This window comes from Collinsella sp. AK_207A (assembly GCF_902501965.1).
GTDB lineage: Bacteria > Actinomycetota > Coriobacteriia > Coriobacteriales > Coriobacteriaceae > Collinsella.
In genome coordinates, this window is the sequence record NZ_CABWID010000015.1 from 169,376 (window position 1) to 186,827 (window position 17,452).

General features: G+C 65.1%; 14 protein-coding genes. 11 read left to right on the top strand and 3 right to left on the bottom strand.

From position 1 onward, the window contains the following. Window positions 1-508 precede the first annotated feature (508 nt). The 5 genes from rplJ (at window position 509) to GDJ97_RS05630 (ending at window position 10,855) form a co-directional block, all read left to right on the top strand. The gene (gene rplJ, locus GDJ97_RS05610) at window positions 509-1,042 is read left to right on the top strand and encodes a 50S ribosomal protein L10 (RefSeq protein WP_152070309.1); all 534 of its coding nucleotides are present in this window, start codon (window positions 509-511) and stop codon (window positions 1,040-1,042) included. Window positions 1,043-1,123: 81 nt separating this feature from the next. Beyond that, entirely contained in the window at window positions 1,124-1,501 is a 378-nt protein-coding gene (gene rplL, locus GDJ97_RS05615) for a 50S ribosomal protein L7/L12 (RefSeq protein ID WP_152070310.1), read from the top strand. Between the two features lie 259 nt (window positions 1,502-1,760). Then, window positions 1,761-2,669: a UTP--glucose-1-phosphate uridylyltransferase gene (locus GDJ97_RS05620; protein ID WP_152070311.1), complete on the top strand. Its 909-nt coding sequence runs from the start codon at window positions 1,761-1,763 to the stop codon at window positions 2,667-2,669. A gap of 212 nt (window positions 2,670-2,881) precedes the next feature. Further along, window positions 2,882-6,373, top strand: a complete 3,492-nt coding sequence (locus tag GDJ97_RS05625) for a DNA-directed RNA polymerase subunit beta (RefSeq protein WP_373422665.1) — start codon at window positions 2,882-2,884, stop codon at window positions 6,371-6,373. A gap of 6 nt (window positions 6,374-6,379) precedes the next feature. Beyond that, on the top strand, window positions 6,380-10,855 hold the full coding sequence (locus GDJ97_RS05630) for a DNA-directed RNA polymerase subunit beta' (protein WP_193221326.1): 4,476 nt from the start codon (window positions 6,380-6,382) through the stop codon (window positions 10,853-10,855). A gap of 109 nt (window positions 10,856-10,964) precedes the next feature. On the opposite strand, the gene GDJ97_RS05635 is transcribed toward GDJ97_RS05630, so the two are convergent. Continuing rightward, window positions 10,965-11,969, bottom strand: coding sequence for a tagatose 1,6-diphosphate aldolase (locus GDJ97_RS05635; RefSeq protein ID WP_152070313.1), 1,005 nt, complete (start codon window positions 11,967-11,969; stop codon window positions 10,965-10,967). Window positions 11,970-12,298: 329 nt separating this feature from the next. Here GDJ97_RS05635 and GDJ97_RS05640 point away from each other — a divergent pair, with 329 nt between their 5' ends. Then, entirely contained in the window at window positions 12,299-12,661 is a 363-nt protein-coding gene (locus GDJ97_RS05640; RefSeq protein WP_226808858.1) for a glutathione S-transferase N-terminal domain-containing protein, read from the top strand. Between the two features lie 32 nt (window positions 12,662-12,693). Next, window positions 12,694-13,140: a low molecular weight protein-tyrosine-phosphatase gene (locus GDJ97_RS05645; RefSeq protein ID WP_152070314.1), complete on the top strand. Its 447-nt coding sequence runs from the start codon at window positions 12,694-12,696 to the stop codon at window positions 13,138-13,140. A 47-nt stretch (window positions 13,141-13,187) separates the two neighbouring features. Here GDJ97_RS05645 and GDJ97_RS05650 read toward each other — a convergent pair whose 3' ends face one another. After that, window positions 13,188-13,508, bottom strand: a complete 321-nt coding sequence (locus GDJ97_RS05650) for a putative heavy metal-binding protein (protein ID WP_152070315.1) — start codon at window positions 13,506-13,508, stop codon at window positions 13,188-13,190. A gap of 307 nt (window positions 13,509-13,815) precedes the next feature. Here GDJ97_RS05650 and rpsL point away from each other — a divergent pair, with 307 nt between their 5' ends. Genes rpsL through rpsJ form a run of 4 tightly spaced genes read left to right on the top strand, consistent with a single transcriptional unit; the run spans window position 13,816 to window position 17,194 of the window. Next, window positions 13,816-14,187 carry a 30S ribosomal protein S12 gene (gene rpsL / locus GDJ97_RS05655; RefSeq protein WP_152070316.1) on the top strand — a complete coding sequence of 124 codons (372 nt, stop codon included), beginning with the start codon at window positions 13,816-13,818 and terminating at the stop codon, window positions 14,185-14,187. A 47-nt stretch (window positions 14,188-14,234) separates the two neighbouring features. Then, window positions 14,235-14,708, top strand: coding sequence for a 30S ribosomal protein S7 (gene rpsG, locus GDJ97_RS05660; RefSeq protein WP_152070317.1), 474 nt, complete (start codon window positions 14,235-14,237; stop codon window positions 14,706-14,708). 21 nt (window positions 14,709-14,729) lie between these two features. Then, entirely contained in the window at window positions 14,730-16,838 is a 2,109-nt protein-coding gene (gene fusA / locus GDJ97_RS05665) for an elongation factor G (RefSeq protein WP_152070318.1), read from the top strand. Window positions 16,839-16,885: 47 nt separating this feature from the next. Beyond that, a complete protein-coding gene (gene rpsJ / locus GDJ97_RS05670; protein WP_152070319.1) occupies window positions 16,886-17,194 on the top strand; it encodes a 30S ribosomal protein S10 in 309 nt (102 codons plus the stop codon). On the opposite strand, the gene GDJ97_RS05675 is transcribed toward rpsJ, so the two are convergent. After that, the coding region (locus GDJ97_RS05675; RefSeq protein WP_152070320.1) for an integrase core domain-containing protein at window positions 17,191-17,452 on the bottom strand (262 nt) is incomplete at its 5' end. The genes rpsJ and GDJ97_RS05675 overlap by 4 nt on opposite strands.

The window sequence follows — 17,452 nt, forward strand, 5'->3', positions numbered from 1 at the left end:
TGAGCAGGTATTGTATGGCAACGGTAAGGACCGGTTGGAAGGCGGATGGCGCGGCCTCGCCGGAAGAGCGCCCGCCCGCTGGCCGACCGCCCGCCTGCCGGCATGCGCCCGCCGACCGACCGACCGCCCGCCGACCGCCCGTCCGCTGGCCGCCCGCCCGCCTGCCGGCATGCGCCCGCCCGCCGACCGTCTGCCGGCACATATCCGGCCGGCCCTCGCGCCGAGCCTCCAGCCCGTTTGTGTACAGAACGTGGGCAAACGGCCATCTCCCCTTGACGCGCTCCAGCAGGCTCGCCATACTATCAATGTTCAACGCACGATTCGCTGCCAGAGACAGCCGGTGCCGCGGAGCGCAAGCTCCCAGGCGTAAAGGGGGAACCCGCCAGCCGAGGTGGTCGACAAGCTTCCGAGCTTTCGCCCCCGCCGCTCTTGCAGCTGCGGGGGTTTCTTTTTCGAGACGCCCGCTCAAGGCGGGTCGTGCCCGGAAAAGAAGCAAAGGAGGTGCAACATGGCAGAGAAGGCAGTCAAGCAGTACAAGATCGATCGCGTCGCCGAGATCGAGTCTCACATCGAGAACCACGCTGGTCTGTTCGTCGTCAACTACAACGGTCTGACGGTGAAGCAGGCCCAGGAGCTGCGTCACCAGCTCCGTGAGGTCGGTGCCGAGATGAAGGTCTACAAGAACAACCTCGCCAAGATCGCGCTCAAGAACCAGGAGCAGCCCAACATCGACGAGCTCCTCGTGGGCCCTGTGGCTTACGTGTTCTACGCGACCGAGCCGGTGGAGGCCGCCAAGGTCCTCAAGGACTTCGCCGCACAGGCGAAGGGCGTCCTGGAGGTCAAGGGTGGTATCTCCGAGGGCAAGGCCATCACGGCGGAGGATGCCAAGGCGATCGCCGATCTTCCGACCAAGGATCAGCTCCTGGGTCAGATCGCGGGCCTCATCAACGGCTTCGCTCGCGACATCGCGGTGTGCGTCAACGGCGTCTCCAGCGGTCTCGCTCGCTCGATCCAGCAGGTTTCCGAGCAGAAGGCGGCCTAGCCGCTCCCCGCGCGGCATGGTCGCGCATGCAACACAGTCTCCGCGCGCAATCGCGCGGGCTTACAGAAAGGATTAGCTATCATGGCTAAGCTCACCACCGACGAGATCGTCGAGGCTCTGAAGGAAATGACCCTGCTCGAGGCTTCCGAGCTCGTCAAGGCCATCGAGGACACCTTCGGCGTGTCCGCCGCCGCTCCCGCTGCCGTCGTGGCCGGCCCGGCTGCCGCTGCTCCCGCCGAGGAGGAGAAGACCGAGTTCGACGTCGTGCTCGAGGGCTTCGGCGAGAACAAGATCCAGGTCATCAAGGTCGTCCGCGAGCTCACCAGCCTTGGCCTGAAGGAGGCCAAGGAGGTCGTCGAGTCCGCCCCCAAGGCCGTGCTCGAGGGTGTCAAGAAGGAGGACGCCGAGGCCGCCAAGGAGAAGCTCGAGGCTGCCGGCGCCGCCGTCACCATCAAGTAGCTTCGGTTTTCATACCGGCTTCTTTCGGGGCGAGGTCCGCGCGAGCGGGCTTCGCCCTTTTTTGCGCGCAATCGACGGTGCTCACACCCCGATCAGCCTGCGTGCCAACGGTTTTCGCGAACCTTGTCCAAACCGTTTACCGAGCCGTTCTCTGGTTTTTGCTCGAAGGTTTCACGCCCCGCGCGCCGCGGCGCTATGCTTTACCCTGTTGTTTGACATCGCCGGCGCCCGCCGCGCGAGCGAAAGGACTCACACCGCTATGAAGGCCATCATCCCCGCCGCCGGTCTCGGCACCCGCTTCCTGCCCTCCACCAAGTGCACTCCCAAGGAGATGCTCCCCGTGCTGGACAAGCCCGTGATCCAGTACGTGGTGGAGGAGGCCCTGGAGCCCGCTGAGGTTGACGGCGCCATCATCGTCACCTCGCCCGGCAAACCAGAGCTGCTCAGCTACTTCCAGCCCGACCGCTCGCTCGAGACGCTGCTGCGCGAGCGCGGCAAGGCCGCCTACGCCGACGCCGTGGCCGATGCCGGCGGCATGCCCGTCGACTTCCGCTACCAGTACGAGCCCAAGGGGCTGGGACACGCCATCCGCAGCGCGGCCGATGCCTGCGCCGATGAGTCCTTCCTGGTGCTGCTGGGCGACTACGTGGTTCCCGCGCGCGACATCTGCACCAAGATGCTCGAGGTCAGCCGCGCTCACGGCGGCGCGAGCGTCATCGCCGTGGCTCCTTGCTCTCCCGAGGACGTCTCGCGCTACGGCGTGATCTCGGGCGACCGCGTGGGCTCCATCTGCGGTGCCGAGACCGCGGGGGACGAGGAGCCGGGCGCCGTGTGGCGCGTCTCGGGCCTCGTGGAGAAGCCCGCCCCCGAGGAGGCTCCGAGCAACCTCTACATCGTGGGCCGCTACCTGCTCTCTCCGCTCGTCATGCAGCTGCTCAAGGATCAGAAGCCCGGCAAGGGCGGCGAGATCCAGCTCACCGACGCCATGGCGCGCAGCCTGGACTGCGAGGTCATGTACGCCGTGGTCATCGACCCGCTCTCGGGCTACGACACCGGCACGCCTTCCGGCTGGATGGCCACGAACGCGCTCATGGCCGCCGCAGACCCGCGTTTCAGCGACGCGTTCTGGGACGCCATCGAGGAGCGGGGCGGACTCAAGCGCGCCTAGCAGCGCGCCAGCGCGCGCCCTTCATCCAAACCACATGAACATCTGTTCGTGTGCAAGCTGTTTACCAGCGGGTTTGTAGAGCGCTACTCCAAAAAATCCTATACGTCAAGAACTGATCTGATGAACGGTTCCCTCCTGCTATATTTGTACGTTGCATAACTGCCGTACAACCCTTTAGAAGGAGGGAACACCTGGTGCAGAAGCCTAACGTCATCCCGGCCGCAACGGCCACCGAGCGGGAGCGCGTGGACTTCGGGAAGATCCCGGGGGTCATGGAGCTGCCGAACCTTATCTCGGTCCAGAAGGAGAGCTTCGCCCGGTTCATGGACGAGGGACTGCGCGACGCCTTCAAGGAGTCCAGCCCGATCCAGAGCCAGAACCACATGCTCGAGGTCACTTTCGGCAACCACCTGTTCGAGGATCCCAAGTACACGGTGGAGGAGTGCCGCGAGAAGGACATGACCTACCAGGCCCCGCTGCTCACCGAGGTCCGTCTCACCAACAAGGAGACGGGCGAGATCAAGGAGCAGCTCGTCTTCATGGGCGATTTCCCCATGATGACCGACCAGGGCACCTTCATCATCAACGGTACCGAGCGCATCGTCGTCTCGCAGCTCGTCCGCTCGCCGGGCGTGTACTTCTCCACCGAGATGGATGGCGGCAAGCGCATCTACAAGGCGCAGGTCATCCCCGCGCGCGGCGCCTGGCTCGAGTTCGAGGTCGATAAGCGCGACCAGCTCGTTATCTCCATCGACCGCAAGCGCAAGCAGCCGGCTACCATGTTCCTGCGCGCGCTCGGCATCGCCGTCACCAACGACGAGCTCCTGGAGCTCCTGGGCGACTCCGAGGTCGTGAAGCGCTCCATCGAGCGCGACACCGCCCTCACCCGCGATGACGCCCTGGTGAAGATCTACAAGCACCTGCGCCCGGGCGAGCCCGCCACCGTGGATGCCTCCCGCAGCCTGCTCGAGGGCATGTTCTTCAACCCGCAGCGCTACGACCTCGCCCGCGTTGGCCGCTACAAGGTGGACAAGAAGCTCGACCTCGACACCACCGAAGACGTTACCGTGCTCACCGACGAGGACATCGTCGCCACGCTCCGCTACCTGCTGGCGCTCTCCGAGGGTCGTCCCGGCTTCAAGACCGACGACATCGACCACTTCGGCAACCGCCGCATCCGCACCGTGGGCGAGCTGGTGGCCAACCAGTTCCGCATCGGCATGAGCCGCATGGAGCGCGTGGTGCGCGAGCGCATGAGCACCCAGGACGTCGATGAGATCACCCCGCAGAGCCTGATCAACATCCGCCCGATCGTGGCCGCCGTCAAGGAGTTCTTCGGCTCCAGCCAGCTCTCGCAGTTCATGGACCAGGCCAACCCGCTGACGGGTCTTACCCACAAGCGCCGCCTGTCCGCGCTCGGCCCCGGCGGCCTGGCCGGCCACAAGTCCGGCTCCAGCCGCCGCACCAACGTGCCGACCGCCGTCCGCGACGTCCACAACTCGCACTACTCTCGCATGTGCCCCATCGAGACCCCCGAAGGCCCCAACATCGGCCTGATCGGCTCGCTGGCGCTCTACGCCCGTGTGAACGGGTACGGCTTCATCGAGGCCCCGTACCGCCGCGTCGAGAACGGCCACGCCACCGACATCATCGACTGGATGACCGCCGATGAGGAGGAGAACCACATCATCGCGCCGGCCAACACGCCGCTCGATGCCAACGACAACTTCGTTGCCGTGGACTCCGAGGGCAACGAGTACATGCCGCACATCATCGTGGCCCGTACCCGCGACTTCGACGGCTCCTTCGGTGCTCCCGCCGACGTGCCCGTGGAGTCCGTGGACTACATGGACGTGTCCCCGCGCCAGATGATCTCCGTGGCCGCCACGCTCATTCCGTTCCTGGAGCACGACGACGCCAAGCGTACCCTCATGGGCGCCAACATGCAGCGTCAGGCCGTGCCCCTGGTCAAGCCCGCCGCTCCCTACGTGGGCACCGGCATGGAGCGCCGCGCCGCGCAGGACTCCGGCGAGGTCAAGCTCGCCCGCCACGCCGGCGAGGTTATCTTCGCCGACGCCTCCAAGATCGTGGTGAAGTCCGACGAGGGCATGGATGAGTACCACCTGCCCAAGTACCAGCGCTCCAACCAGAGCACGTCCATCAACCACCGTCCGCTCGTGCGCGTGGGCGACGTGGTCTCCAAGGGTCAGCCGCTGGCGGACGGCCCCTCGACCGATCACGGCGAGCTCGCACTCGGCCAGAACCTGACCGTGGCCTACATGCCGTGGGAGGGCTTCAACTACGAGGACGGTATCGTCGTCTCCGAGCGCCTGGTCTCCGAGGACCTGCTCACCACCATCAACATCTCCCGCCACGAGATCGACGCCCGCGACACCAAGCTCGGTCCCGAGGAGATCACCCGCGAGATCCCGAACCTCTCCGAGGACATGCTCGCGAACCTCGACGAGGACGGCATCATCCGCATCGGCGCCGAGGTGGGCCCCGGCGACATCCTCGTCGGCAAGGTGACCCCCAAGGGCGAGAGCGCGCTCACGGCCGAGGAGCGCCTGCTGCGCGCCATCTTCGGCACCAAGGCGCACGACGTCCGCGACACCTCCCTCAAGATGCCCAACGGCGCCTACGGCCGCGTTATCGACGTGGTGCGCTTTAGCCGTGAGAACGGCGACGACCTGGCCCCCGGCGTGAACGAGATGGTCCGCGTGTACGTGGCCCAGCGCCGCAAGATCCAGCAGGGCGACAAGATCGCCGGTCGCCACGGCAACAAGGGCGTCATCTGCGAGGTCCTGCCCGTGGAGGACATGCCCTACATGGCCGACGGTACCCCCATCGACGTCATCCTGAACCCGCTGGGCGTGCCTTCCCGTATGAACGTGGGCCAGCTGCTCGAGTGCCACCTGGGCTGGGCCGCCGCCTGCGGTTGGGATCCGGATTCCGCCGATTCCGACAAGTACATCCCCGGTCCGTTCTTCGTCTCCACGCCCGTCTTCGACGGTGCCAAGGAGGACGAGATCGCCGAGGTCATCCGCCGTGCCAACAAGAACCTCCTGAACCTCGCCACCGAGCGCTTCGGCTCCCACATGGATCCGCGCTTCGTGACGCAGCTAGACGAGCGCGGCAAGACCACGCTCTACGACGGCCGCTCCGGCGAGCAGTTCCGCGAGCCCATCACCGTGGGCACGAGCTACATCCTGAAGCTCGGCCACATGGTCGATGACAAGATCCACGCGCGCTCGACGGGCCCCTACAGCCTGGTTACCCAGCAGCCCCTGGGCGGTAAGGCCCAGTTCGGCGGCCAGCGCTTCGGCGAGATGGAGGTCTGGGCGCTCTACGCGTACGGCGCCTCCAACGTCCTGCAGGAGATCCTGACCGTCAAGTCCGACGACACGATCGGCCGCGTGAAGACCTACGAGGCCATCACCAAGGGCGACAACGTGCCCGTGCCGGGCGTGCCCGAGTCCTTCAAGGTGCTCGTGAAGGAGATCCGCTCGCTCGCGCTCGACATCGAGCCCAAGCGCCTCGGCGCCGAGGCTCCCGCTGCCGAGGCTGACACCGACGCCGACGACGTGCTCGCCGACCTTGCCGACCTGGCCGACATGCCCTCCACCGAGGATGCCGCCTCCGACGCCGGAGCCGAAGAGCTCATCGGCGCTCCGCTGGCCGCTTCCACCACCGATAAGGAGTAGTTGACTGTGGCAGATTTCGAAGCTACTGATTTTGACGCGGTAAAGATCTCGCTGGCTTCTGCCGACGAGATCCGCTCCTGGTCTCACGGCGAGGTCAAGAAGCCCGAGACCATCAACTACCGCACCCTCAAGCCCGAGAAGGACGGTCTGTTCTGCGAGAAGATCTTTGGTCCCGCCAAGGACTGGGAGTGCTCCTGCGGCAAGTACAAGGGCATCCGCTTCAAGGGCATCGTCTGCGAGCGCTGCGGCGTGGAGGTCACGACCTCCAAGGTCCGCCGCGACCGCATGGGCCATATCGAGCTGGCTGCCCCCGTCAGCCACATCTGGTACTTCAAGAGCCCCACGACATTCCCCATGAGCCGTCTTCTGGACATCAAGTCCAAGGAGCTGGACAACGTCCTCTACTTCGCGAGCTACATCATCACGCACGTGGACTCCGAGGCCCGCGAGGCCGACGCCGAGGACCTGAAGGAGGAGCTCGCTGCCGACCTCGAGGCCATGGACGCCGAGCTCGCTCGTCAGATCGAGAGCCTGAAGGCCCAGGGCGACCCCGAGAACTTCGATGAGTTCTCCGACGAGGACCCCCTCACGCCCGAGGAGATCGCCGCCGGCATCATCGACCTCGAGGAGGAGACCAAGGACGAGAAGAAGCTCCGCCAGGACGCCTTCGACAAGTTCATGACCCTCTCCGAGCGCGACCTCATCTTCGATGAGCCGCTGTTCCGCGAGATGCAGCGCTACTACAGCATGTACTTCAAGGGCGGCATGGGCGCCGAGGCCATTCGCGATCTGCTCTCCGCCATCGACCTTGAGGCCGAGAGCCGCGAGCTCAAGGCCATCATCGCCGACAAGGACTGCCAGAAGCAGAAGCACGACAAGGCCGTGAAGCGCCTTGAGGTCGTGGACGCCTTCCTGAAGGGCCACAACGACCCGGCCAACATGATCCTCGACGTGATCCCGGTGATTCCGCCCGACCTGCGCCCCATGGTGCAGCTCGACGGTGGCCGCTTCGCGTCCTCCGACCTGAACGACCTGTATCGCCGCGTCATCAACCGCAACAACCGCTTGAAGCGCCTGCTCGACCTGGACGCCCCCGCGATCATCGTGAACAACGAGAAGCGCATGCTCCAGGAGTCCGTGGACGCGCTGTTCGACAACGGTCGCCGCGGGCGTCCGGTTGCCGGCCGTGGCGGTCGTCCGCTGAAGTCCCTCGCCGAGGCCCTCAAGGGCAAGCAGGGCCGCTTCCGTCAGAACCTGCTCGGTAAGCGCGTGGACTACTCGGGCCGTTCCGTCATCGTGACCGACCCCAAGCTCAAGCTGCACCAGTGCGGTCTGCCCAAGACCATGGCGCTCGAGCTCTTCAAGCCCTTCGTGGTGAAGCGCCTGGTGGAGCTCGGCAAGGTCGAGAACATCAAGGGCGCCAAGCGTGCCATCGACCGCGGCGCCAGCTTTGTGTGGGACATCCTGGAAGAGGTCATCGACGGCCGTCTCGTGCTGCTCAACCGCGCACCGACGCTGCACCGCCTCTCCATCCAGGCCTTTGAGCCCGTGCTCGTGGAGGGCAAGGCCATCCACCTGCACCCGCTCGTCTGCGCCCCGTTCAACGCCGACTTCGACGGCGACCAGATGTCCGTGCACGTGCCGCTGTCGCTGCAGGCCCAGGCCGAGGCCCGCGTGCTCATGCTCTCGGCGAACAATCTGCGCTCGCCGGCGTCTGGCAAGCCCGTGAACATCCCCAGCCAGGACATGATCATCGGCGTCTACTACCTCACCCAGGCCCGCGACGGCCTGCCCGGCGAGGGCCACGTGTTCGCCAACTTCGACGACGCGCTCGTTGCCTACGACGCGCGCGCCGACGTTGACCTCCAGGCCAAGATCCAGGTGCGCGTGAGCGCCGCCGACGCCAACGTGGTCGAGGGCGACAAGCAGCTCTTCCGCGTCATCAACGAGGGCGGCAAGATCGTGGACTACGACGTCACGAACGGCACCGCCCGCTTCGAGACCTCCATCGGTCGCATCATCTTCAACCGCCAGTGCCTGCCGGCGGACTTCGAGTTCATCAACTACAAGATGGTGAAGGGCGACGTCTCCAAGCTCGTGGCCGACTGCTGCGACCGCTATCCCGAGGCCGAGGTGGCCCCGATCCTGGACGCCATCAAGTACTCCGGCTTCCACTACGCCACCCGCGCCGGCCTGACCATCTCGCTGTGGGACGCGCTCATCCCGCACGACAAGGCCGAGATCGTGGCCGCCGCCCAGGCGCGCGTCGACCGCATCAACGAGAAGTACGAGGACGGCTACACCTCTGAGACCGAGCGTCACAAGGAGGTCGTCGAGGAGTGGACCCGCTGCACCGACGCGGTTGCCGCCAAGATGCTCGACATGTTCGACGAGGAGAACCCCATCTACATGATGGCCGACTCCGGTGCCCGTGGCTCCAAGACCCAGCTGCGTCAGCTCGGCGGCATGCGCGGCCTCATGGCCGACATGTCCGGTGAGACCATCGACCTTCCCATTAAGGCCAACTTCCGCGAGGGCCTGGAGCCGCTCGAGTACTTCATCTCCACCTACGGTGCCCGTAAGGGCCTGGTGGACACCGCCTCGCACACCTCCGACTCCGGTTACCTCACGCGCCGTCTGGTCGACGTCGCGCAGGAGGTCATCGTGCGCGAGGAGGACTGCGGTACCACCGAGGGCGTGACCTACAAGCTGATCATCCCCGGCACCGACAAGATCAACGCCGACCTCGTGGGCCGTTGCTTTGCGGCCGACGTGATGGACGATGAGGGCGAGGTCCTCTTCAGCACGGGCGACTACATCTCCTCCGTGGCCGATATCCAGCGCATGCTCGACGCCGGCAAGAAGACGGTGCTGCTGCGCGCGCTGCTCACCTGCCGTTCCAAGTACGGCGTGTGCCAGAAGTGCTACGGCTGGGACCTCTCCACGCGTCGCCCGGTGGCCATCGGCACCGCGGTGGGCATCATCGCGGCCCAGTCCATCGGCGAGCCCGGCACGCAGCTGACGATGCGTACCATTCACTCCGGCGGCGTGGCCGGCGTTGCCGACATTACGCAGGGTCTGCCGACCGTTAGCCGTATGTTCGACGTCGTCGGCAACGTGTCCGAGAAGATTCTGGGGCGCGAGGCCGACCTGGCCGAGTACAGCGGCAACCTGACCATCACCCCTGAGGGCAGCAACTACGTGCTGCGCATCACGGACGCCGACGACAGCACCCGCGTGCTCGAGGAGAAGCGCGTCCCCGCAGCCGTGAAGTTCATGCCGGACTTCGACGGTGAGAAGGACGGCGTGCAGGTGTACCCGGTTCGCGCCGGCGATCAGCTCACCAAGGGCTTCGTGAACTTCCGCAACCTGCGCAGGCTCACCGACATCGAGAGCACCATGCACACCTTCGTGCAGAACGTCAAGGACGTCTACACGAGCCAGGGTGTCGACCTGAACGACAAGCACATCGAGGTCATCGCGCGCCAGATGCTGCGCCGCGTTCAGATCACCAACCCGGGCAGCTCCTCCTACCTGCTGGGCCAGTACGTGGACCGCTACGAGTTCGCCGACGAGGTGGAGCGCGTGGTCCGCGAGGGCGGCGAGGCCCCGGCGGCCGAGCCGGTCATCCTGGGTACGCTGAAAGTCGCCGCGAGCATCGACTCCTGGCTGTCCTCGGCTTCCTTCATCCGTACCGCCGGCGTGCTGACCGAGGCTGCCATCGAGGGTAAGGTCGACCACCTGCTGGACCTCAAGTCCAACGTCATCGTGGGCAAGAAGATTCCCGTGGGTACCGGTCTTGTTCCCTACGACGGCGCGCAGCTCATGTACCGCACCGACAACGGCTACGAGGCCGTTGACAGCGCCGCCGCCGGCGCCAAGCAGCTGCCCGACTGGGCACCCGAGGAGCTCAAGGAGCTCGACCAGCGCGTGCCGCAGGAGGCCGACTGGGCGGGCTACGACGAGCACGGCTTTGGCGATGGCAGCTTCACCCGCAACGGGCGCACCATCTCCGCCGAGGACGCTCGCCTGTACCTCTTCGACGACCTGGGCGTGAGCCAGCGCTGGACCAACAAGTTCAGCGAGGTCGGCATCGAGACCGTGGGCGACCTCGTGGGCAAGTCCGAGGAGGACCTGCTCCGGATCGACGGCATCGGCGCCAAGGCGATCGAGGAGCTCCGCGACGGCCTGGAGCAGCACAACCTGCTCTACATCCTCGACAACAGCGAGGACATGGCCGACGAAGAGGACCTCTCGCAGCTGCTGCAGATGGTCTTCAGCCCGGATGGTCCGGACGACATCCTGCTCGGTGCCAGCGCTCCGCGTCACTACGACGACGAGGAGATGATCGGCGGTCCGGCCGACGGCTCCTCCAAGAAGAGCTCTGACGGCAGCAGCGTCATCAACGAGGACATGACCTCGCTCGATGAGCTGATGAAGCAGCTGGTCGACAACGATCAGGACGACGAGGACGACGAATAGCAACTCGCTTCGCGTTGTATGAACGAGAGGGGCGCGGTTCGAAGGTGAACCGCGCCCCTCTTTTGCGTTTGCTCCCCGCGGGCGGGGGAGTGCTGTTAGAACCGGAGTATTAGAGCCGGATGCCGGTGGCGTTCTTGGCGAGCACCTCGTTCAATTCGGCCACGTTCTCGCGGCCCTGGCCGGCGAGCCAGGCGCGGGCGGCCTCCTCGCCCTTGCCGGCGAACTCGGCCACGCCATCCTTCCACGTGGCGCGCCCGCAGAGCACGCCGTTGAACGTGGAGCCGGCGTCGTGCGCGAACACGAGCGTGCGGCGGAAGAGCTCGGCCGTCACGCCCGCGGAGAGGAAGATGAACGGCAAGTCAGAGGCATCGGACTGCTCCTTGAAGTACGCCGCCGCCTCGGCCTGCGTGTAGACGGGCTCCACGTCCTCGGCGGTAAAGCCCTCAACGAAGGCCATGTTCACCGGCACCTCGAGCTTGAGCACGTCGACGCCGTAGCGTGGGTCGGAGAACTCGCGGGTCGCGGCGATGACCTTGCCGGGCTTTGCGCGGGCGTACTCGGCCGACTTGGGATCCAGGCCGTTGAGCCCCGTGGTGCCCGCGTCGTAGGTGACGAGCTCCACGAAGAGCGGCATACCCTCGGCGCGGCACTCATCGCCGATGCGCTCCACGAAGGCGCGCTTCTGGTCGTTGATAGCGTCTCCCTCGTCCGGGTCGTAGTAGAGCAGGAACTTGACGGCGTCGGCCCCGGCTTCCTTCAGCCGGCGGACGCTCCACACGGAGAGGAGGTCCGGCAGGCGGCCGGGCGTGGTGGCGTCGTAGCCGGTGCGCTCGTAGGCAACGAGCAGACCGCAGTTTTTATCACGGAGCTTGGACGCCGGCAGGCCGTACTCCGGATCGAGCAGGATAGCCGAGGTGTGTGCGGTGAGCTCCTGCGCCACGAGTTTCTTGAACTCCACGATGTCCTCGGCCTTGGGCTCGTGGAAGGGCGCGATGAGCTTCTTCATGGCGCCGCGCTGGTCGATGGCGAGGGCAGAGATCACGCCGTTCTCGTCGAGCATGCGGGCCAGGCGCTCGCGCTTCTCGGGGCATTCGGGTAGGCGGATGGTGGACATAGGAACTCCTTTGAACGTGCCGCGCGTAGGGGGGCTGAGCGTCGTGCTCCAGCAGTTAACCGTGGCAAACTAACGAACCAGTCTCCTTTATTGCCCGCTGCGCGCCGGCTAAACAGACGAGCGTAAAGTTCCTCGAACCTCTCTTCTCTGTGGGTTTATGCAAGGCATGCGGGGTAGAATCGCCGTGGCGAGGGGCGGCACGCGGACATGGGGGCGCCGCCCCGGTCCGCTCGCGTTGCAAACCTGCTCTACCATCGTCTACCTGGCGTTCTGAGAAGAAAGGAACGGATATTTCACTTCCACAGCGATACGCGCACGACGGCCTGGCAATGCCGGCTATCGGCTTTGGCACCTACCGCGTGAACGGCCTTGCAGGCGTTGACACCATCGTCCACGCGCTCGAGAATGGCTACCGACTCATCCCCAGTTCAGCTTTAGGAGGAACCATCATGACCGAATCCAAGTACACGCTCTACGTGCTCGACGGCTGCCCGTTCTGCACCAAGGTGCTTACCTATATGAAGGAGCACGGAATCGAGCTGCCGGTGGTGAGCATCACCGGTAACGAGGCAGCGCGCGCCGAGCTCGTACGCGTGGGCGGCAAGGCCCAGTGCCCGTGCCTGTTCATCGATGGCAAGCCCATGTACGAATCCGGCGACATCGTGGACTACCTGGCGAAGACCTTCGCGTAACGCCATCTGCTGTTCTTGAAGGAAGGTCGCCTGTGCACCGCATCCTGTTCGTATGCCACGGCAACATCTGCCGCTCCACCATGGCCCAGTTCGTGATGGAGGACCTGGTGCGCCGCGCGGGCAGGGGAGCCGAGTTTACCATCGACTCCGCGGCGACCTCCACGGAGGAACTCGGCAACCCGCCGCACCCCGGCACTGTGCGCGTGCTCAACCGCGCCGGGATACCGGTCGGCGCGCATCACTCCCGCCAGATCCGTCACGACGAATATGACGACTGGGACCTGATCGTCTACATGGATGCCGAGAACGCGCGCGGCCTCAAGCGCATCCTGAAAGACGACCCGGCGGGGAAGTGCCGACCATTGCTTTCGTTCGCCGGCGAGAACCGCGATGTCGCGGATCCCTGGTACACGGGCGACTTCGATGCCACCTACCGCGACGTCTTGGCGGGATGCGAAGGCCTCTTGGAGCAGCTCTAGGGGGGCGGGGCGTCGGGACCGGTCTCGTCTACCCCGCCCCCGCGCGGCTACGAGATGGTCACGGCTGTGCCGCTGGCGGTGACCATGAGCATGCCGTTGTCGGACCCCAGGGTCTCGTAGTCCACGTCGATGCCGACCACGGCGTTCGCACCGAGCTCCTCGGCGCGCTCGGAGAGCTCCTTCAGGGCCTCCTCGCGCGCGTTCATGAGCTCGATCTCGTAGCTCCCGCTCCTGCCTCCCACGAGGTTCCGAAAGCCGGCGGCGATGTCCCTGAACATGTTGACGCCGGCTATGACCTCGCCGAACACGATGCCATGGTAGGCGGTGACGGTGCGGCCCTCGACGGTGGGCGTGGTAGTGAGGGTCATGGGGCGGCTCCTTCCGCTCGGGGCGCCCTCGACGGGGCGCGTCTGGAACGCTTATACCCGATGGGGGAGGGTTTAACAGGATAGGGTGCTGGAATCGAGCGGCTGCGGGACCTTTCGTCCGGCTATCTATGGATTATTTCTGCGTTCGCTCAAAAAGATAGAGATGCCCGGACGCGTGGTCTGTTGACACTGCACGTACGCGCGCGTAAAGTAGCGAACGCTTGCCCGGATGGCGGATGCTGACGCCGCTGGAAAAGCCGTTGCACACAGGAAAAAGGCTGGAAAGCAATTCGAAAAGGAGAACGCTTTGCCTACTATCAACCAGCTGGTTCGCCAGGGCCGCACGTCGGTTAAGAAGAAGTCCAAGAACGCCGCCCTGCAGCACAACTCCCAGAAGCGCGGTGTGTGCACCCGCGTCTTCACCACGTCCCCCAAGAAGCCGAACTCCGCTCTCCGTAAGGTCGCCCGTGTGCGCCTGGTGAACGGCATCGAGGTCACCGCCTACATTCCCGGTGAGGGCCACAACCTGCAGGAGCACTCCATCGTGCTCGTCCGCGGCGGCCGCGTGCGCGACCTCCCCGGTGTGCGTTACAAGATCATCCGCGGCGCCTACGACTGCGCTCCGGTCAACAACCGCATGCAGGCTCGTTCCCGCTACGGCGCCAAGCGCCCCAAGTAGCGCTCGCGCCCCAGAACTTCACCGAGAATAGTTAGAGGAGATATTTTATGCCGCGTCGTGCATCCGCGAACCGCCGCGAGGTCCAGCCGGATTCCGTCTACAACAACCGCCTCGTGACGCAGCTCATCAACAAGATCCTTCTGGACGGTAAGAAGTCCACCGCCGAGCGCGTCGTCTACAGCGCCTTCGACATCGTGGCCTCCAAGGCCGAGGGCGGCGACGCCCTGGCCACCTTCAAGAAGGCTATGGACAACGTCAAGCCGACCCTCGAGGTCAAGCCCAAGCGTGTTGGTGGCGCCACCTACCAGGTGCCTATGGAGGTCAACTCCCGTCGCTCCACGCAGCTGGCCATCCGCTGGATCGTCACCTTCAGCCGTGCCCGTAAGGAGAAGACCATGGCCGAGCGCCTGGCCAACGAGATCCTCGACGCCTCCAACGGCGTGGGTGCTTCCGTGAAGAAGCGCGAGGATGTCTTCAAGATGGCCGAGGCCAACCGTGCCTTCTCTCACTACCGCTGGTAATTCAGGGAGGAACTGAACACCATGGCTAAGAGCAAGTACAACCTGGCTCATACCCGCAACATCGGCATCATGGCCCACATCGATGCCGGCAAGACCACCACGACCGAGCGCATCCTGTACTACACGGGCAAGACGCACAAGATCGGCGAGGTGCACGAGGGCGCTGCCACCATGGACTTCATGGTGCAGGAGCAGGAGCGCGGCGTGACCATTCAGTCCGCTGCCACCACCTGCTTCTGGAAGAAGGACGGCAACGACTACCGCATCCAGATCATCGACACCCCGGGCCACGTGGACTTCACGGCCGAGGTCGAGCGCTCCCTCCGCGTGCTCGACGGCGCTGTGGCCGTGTTCGACGCCGTTGCCGGTGTGCAGCCGCAGTCCGAGACCGTGTGGCGTCAGGCCCGCAACTTCGGCGTCCCCCGCATCGCCTTCATCAACAAGTTCGACCGCGTGGGTGCCGACTTCTGGCACGCCATCGACACCATGAAGGAGCGTCTGCACGCCAAGGCCGTCGCCATTCAGGTGCCCATGGGCGCTGAGGACAACTTCTGGGGCGTCATCGACCTCGTCACCATGACCGCGTGGGACTTCAAGGCCGACGACAAGGGTATGACCTACCCTGAGCCCATGGACGAGATCCCGGCCGAGTTCCAGGAGATCGCCGAGGAGAAGCGCGCCGAGCTGCTCGACGCCGCTTCCGAGTTCGACGACGACCTGATGATGGCCGTGCTCGAGGACGAGCCCGTCGAGGTGCCCGTGCTCAAGGCCGCCATCCGCAAGGGCGTGCTCTCCAACGAGCTCAACCCCGTCCTCGTGGGCTCCGCCTACAAGAACAAGGGCGTGCAGGAGATGCTCGACGCCGTCGTGGACTACCTGCCCAGCCCGCTGGACGTCCCGCCCGTGGAGGGCACCGATCCCAACTCCGGTGACACCATCTCCCGCAAGCCGTCCAACGACGAGCCGTTCTCCGCGCTTGCCTTCAAGATCTCCACGGACCCGTTTGTCGGTAAGCTGACGTTCTTCCGCGTCTACTCCGGTAAGGCCGAGGCCGGCTCCTACGTGGTGAACGCCACCAACGGCAAGCGCGAGCGCCTGGGCCGCATCCTCGAGATGAACGCCAACGAGCGTATCGACCAGGACTCCTGCGAGACCGGTGACATCCTCGCCGCCGTGGGCTTCAAGAACACCACCACGGGCGACACGCTGTGCGCCGAGGGCCACGAGATCGTGCTCGAGTCCATGGAGTTCCCGGACCCCGTTATCGACGTTGCCATCGAGCCCAAGACCAAGGCCGAGCAGGACAAGATGAGCCTCGCGCTCACCAAGCTCGCCGAGGAGGACCCGACCTTCCAGGTGCACACCAACCACGAGACCGGCCAGACCATCATCGCCGGCATGGGCGAGCTGCACCTCGAGATCATCGTCGACCGTCTGCTCCGCGAGTTCAAGGTTGACGCCAACGTCGGTAAGCCCCAGGTCGCCTACCGCGAGGCCCCGGGTCACGACGTCGAGAAGGCTGAGGGCAAGTTCGTCCGTCAGTCCGGTGGTCGTGGTCAGTATGGTCACGCCGTCATCAAGCTCGAGAAGATGGAAGAGGGCTTTGGCTACGAGTTCGTCAACGGCATCGTTGGCGGCGTCGTGCCCAAGGAGTACATCCCCAGCATCGACAAGGGTATCCAGGAGGCGCTGCAGACGGGCGTCATCGCCGGTTACCCGACCATCGACGTCAAGGTGACCCTATTCGACGGTTCCTACCACGAGGTCGACTCCTCCGAGGCCGCGTTCAAGATCGCCGGTTCCATGGCCATCAAGGACGCTCTCAGGAAGTCCGACCCGGTGCTCCTCGAGCCGATCATGTCCGTTGAGGTGGAGACGCCTGAGCAGTACATGGGCGACGTTATGGGCAACATCTCCGGTCGTCGTGGCCGCATCGAGGGCATGGAGGACCGTTCCGGCAACAAGGTTATCCGCGCTAAGGTGCCCCTGGGCGAGATGTTCGGCTACGCGACGGACCTCCGTTCGCAGACGCAGGGCCGCGCGTCCTACACCATGCAGTTCGATTCCTATGAGCCCGCGCCCAAGTCCGTGACGGACGAGGTTGTGGCCAAGGCCGGCGGAAACGCCTAAGGCCTGATCGAGCCCATCTATCCTTACTCTTTACTGGAGGTTTTGAGTTGTCTAGCCAGAAGATCCGCATCCGCCTCAAGGGCTACGATCACGAGGTCCTCGATCAGTCCGCGAAGCTTATCGTCGACACCGCCCAGAAGACGGGTGCCCGCGTGAGCGGTCCCATCCCCCTGCCCACCGAGCGCAACCTGTACACGGTCATCCGTTCCCCGCACGTGGACAAGGACTCCCGCGAGCAGTTCGAGATGCGCACCCACAAGCGCCTCATCGACATCCTCGACCCCACGAGCGGCACCGTCGATTCGCTGATGCGTCTTGACCTGCCTGCCGGCGTGGACATCGAGATCAAGCTCTAGTTGTTGCGTGCCATGACGTTGTTTACGCCGACGATGCGCGACATGGGCGGCAGGCCCCCGCAGGCGCTGTGCGGTCTCTCCCAATTGTAGTGGTCGATGAAGGCCTCCAGGGCGTCCGCCCTGGAGGCCTCGCTCTCCCAGGCCCGCACGTACTGCCACTCACGGGCCAGCGTCTGGTTCATGCGCTCGACCTTGCCGTTCTGCCAGGGGCTGTACGGCCTCGTGCACTTGTGCCTGACGCCCCCGGAGCTGAGGAAC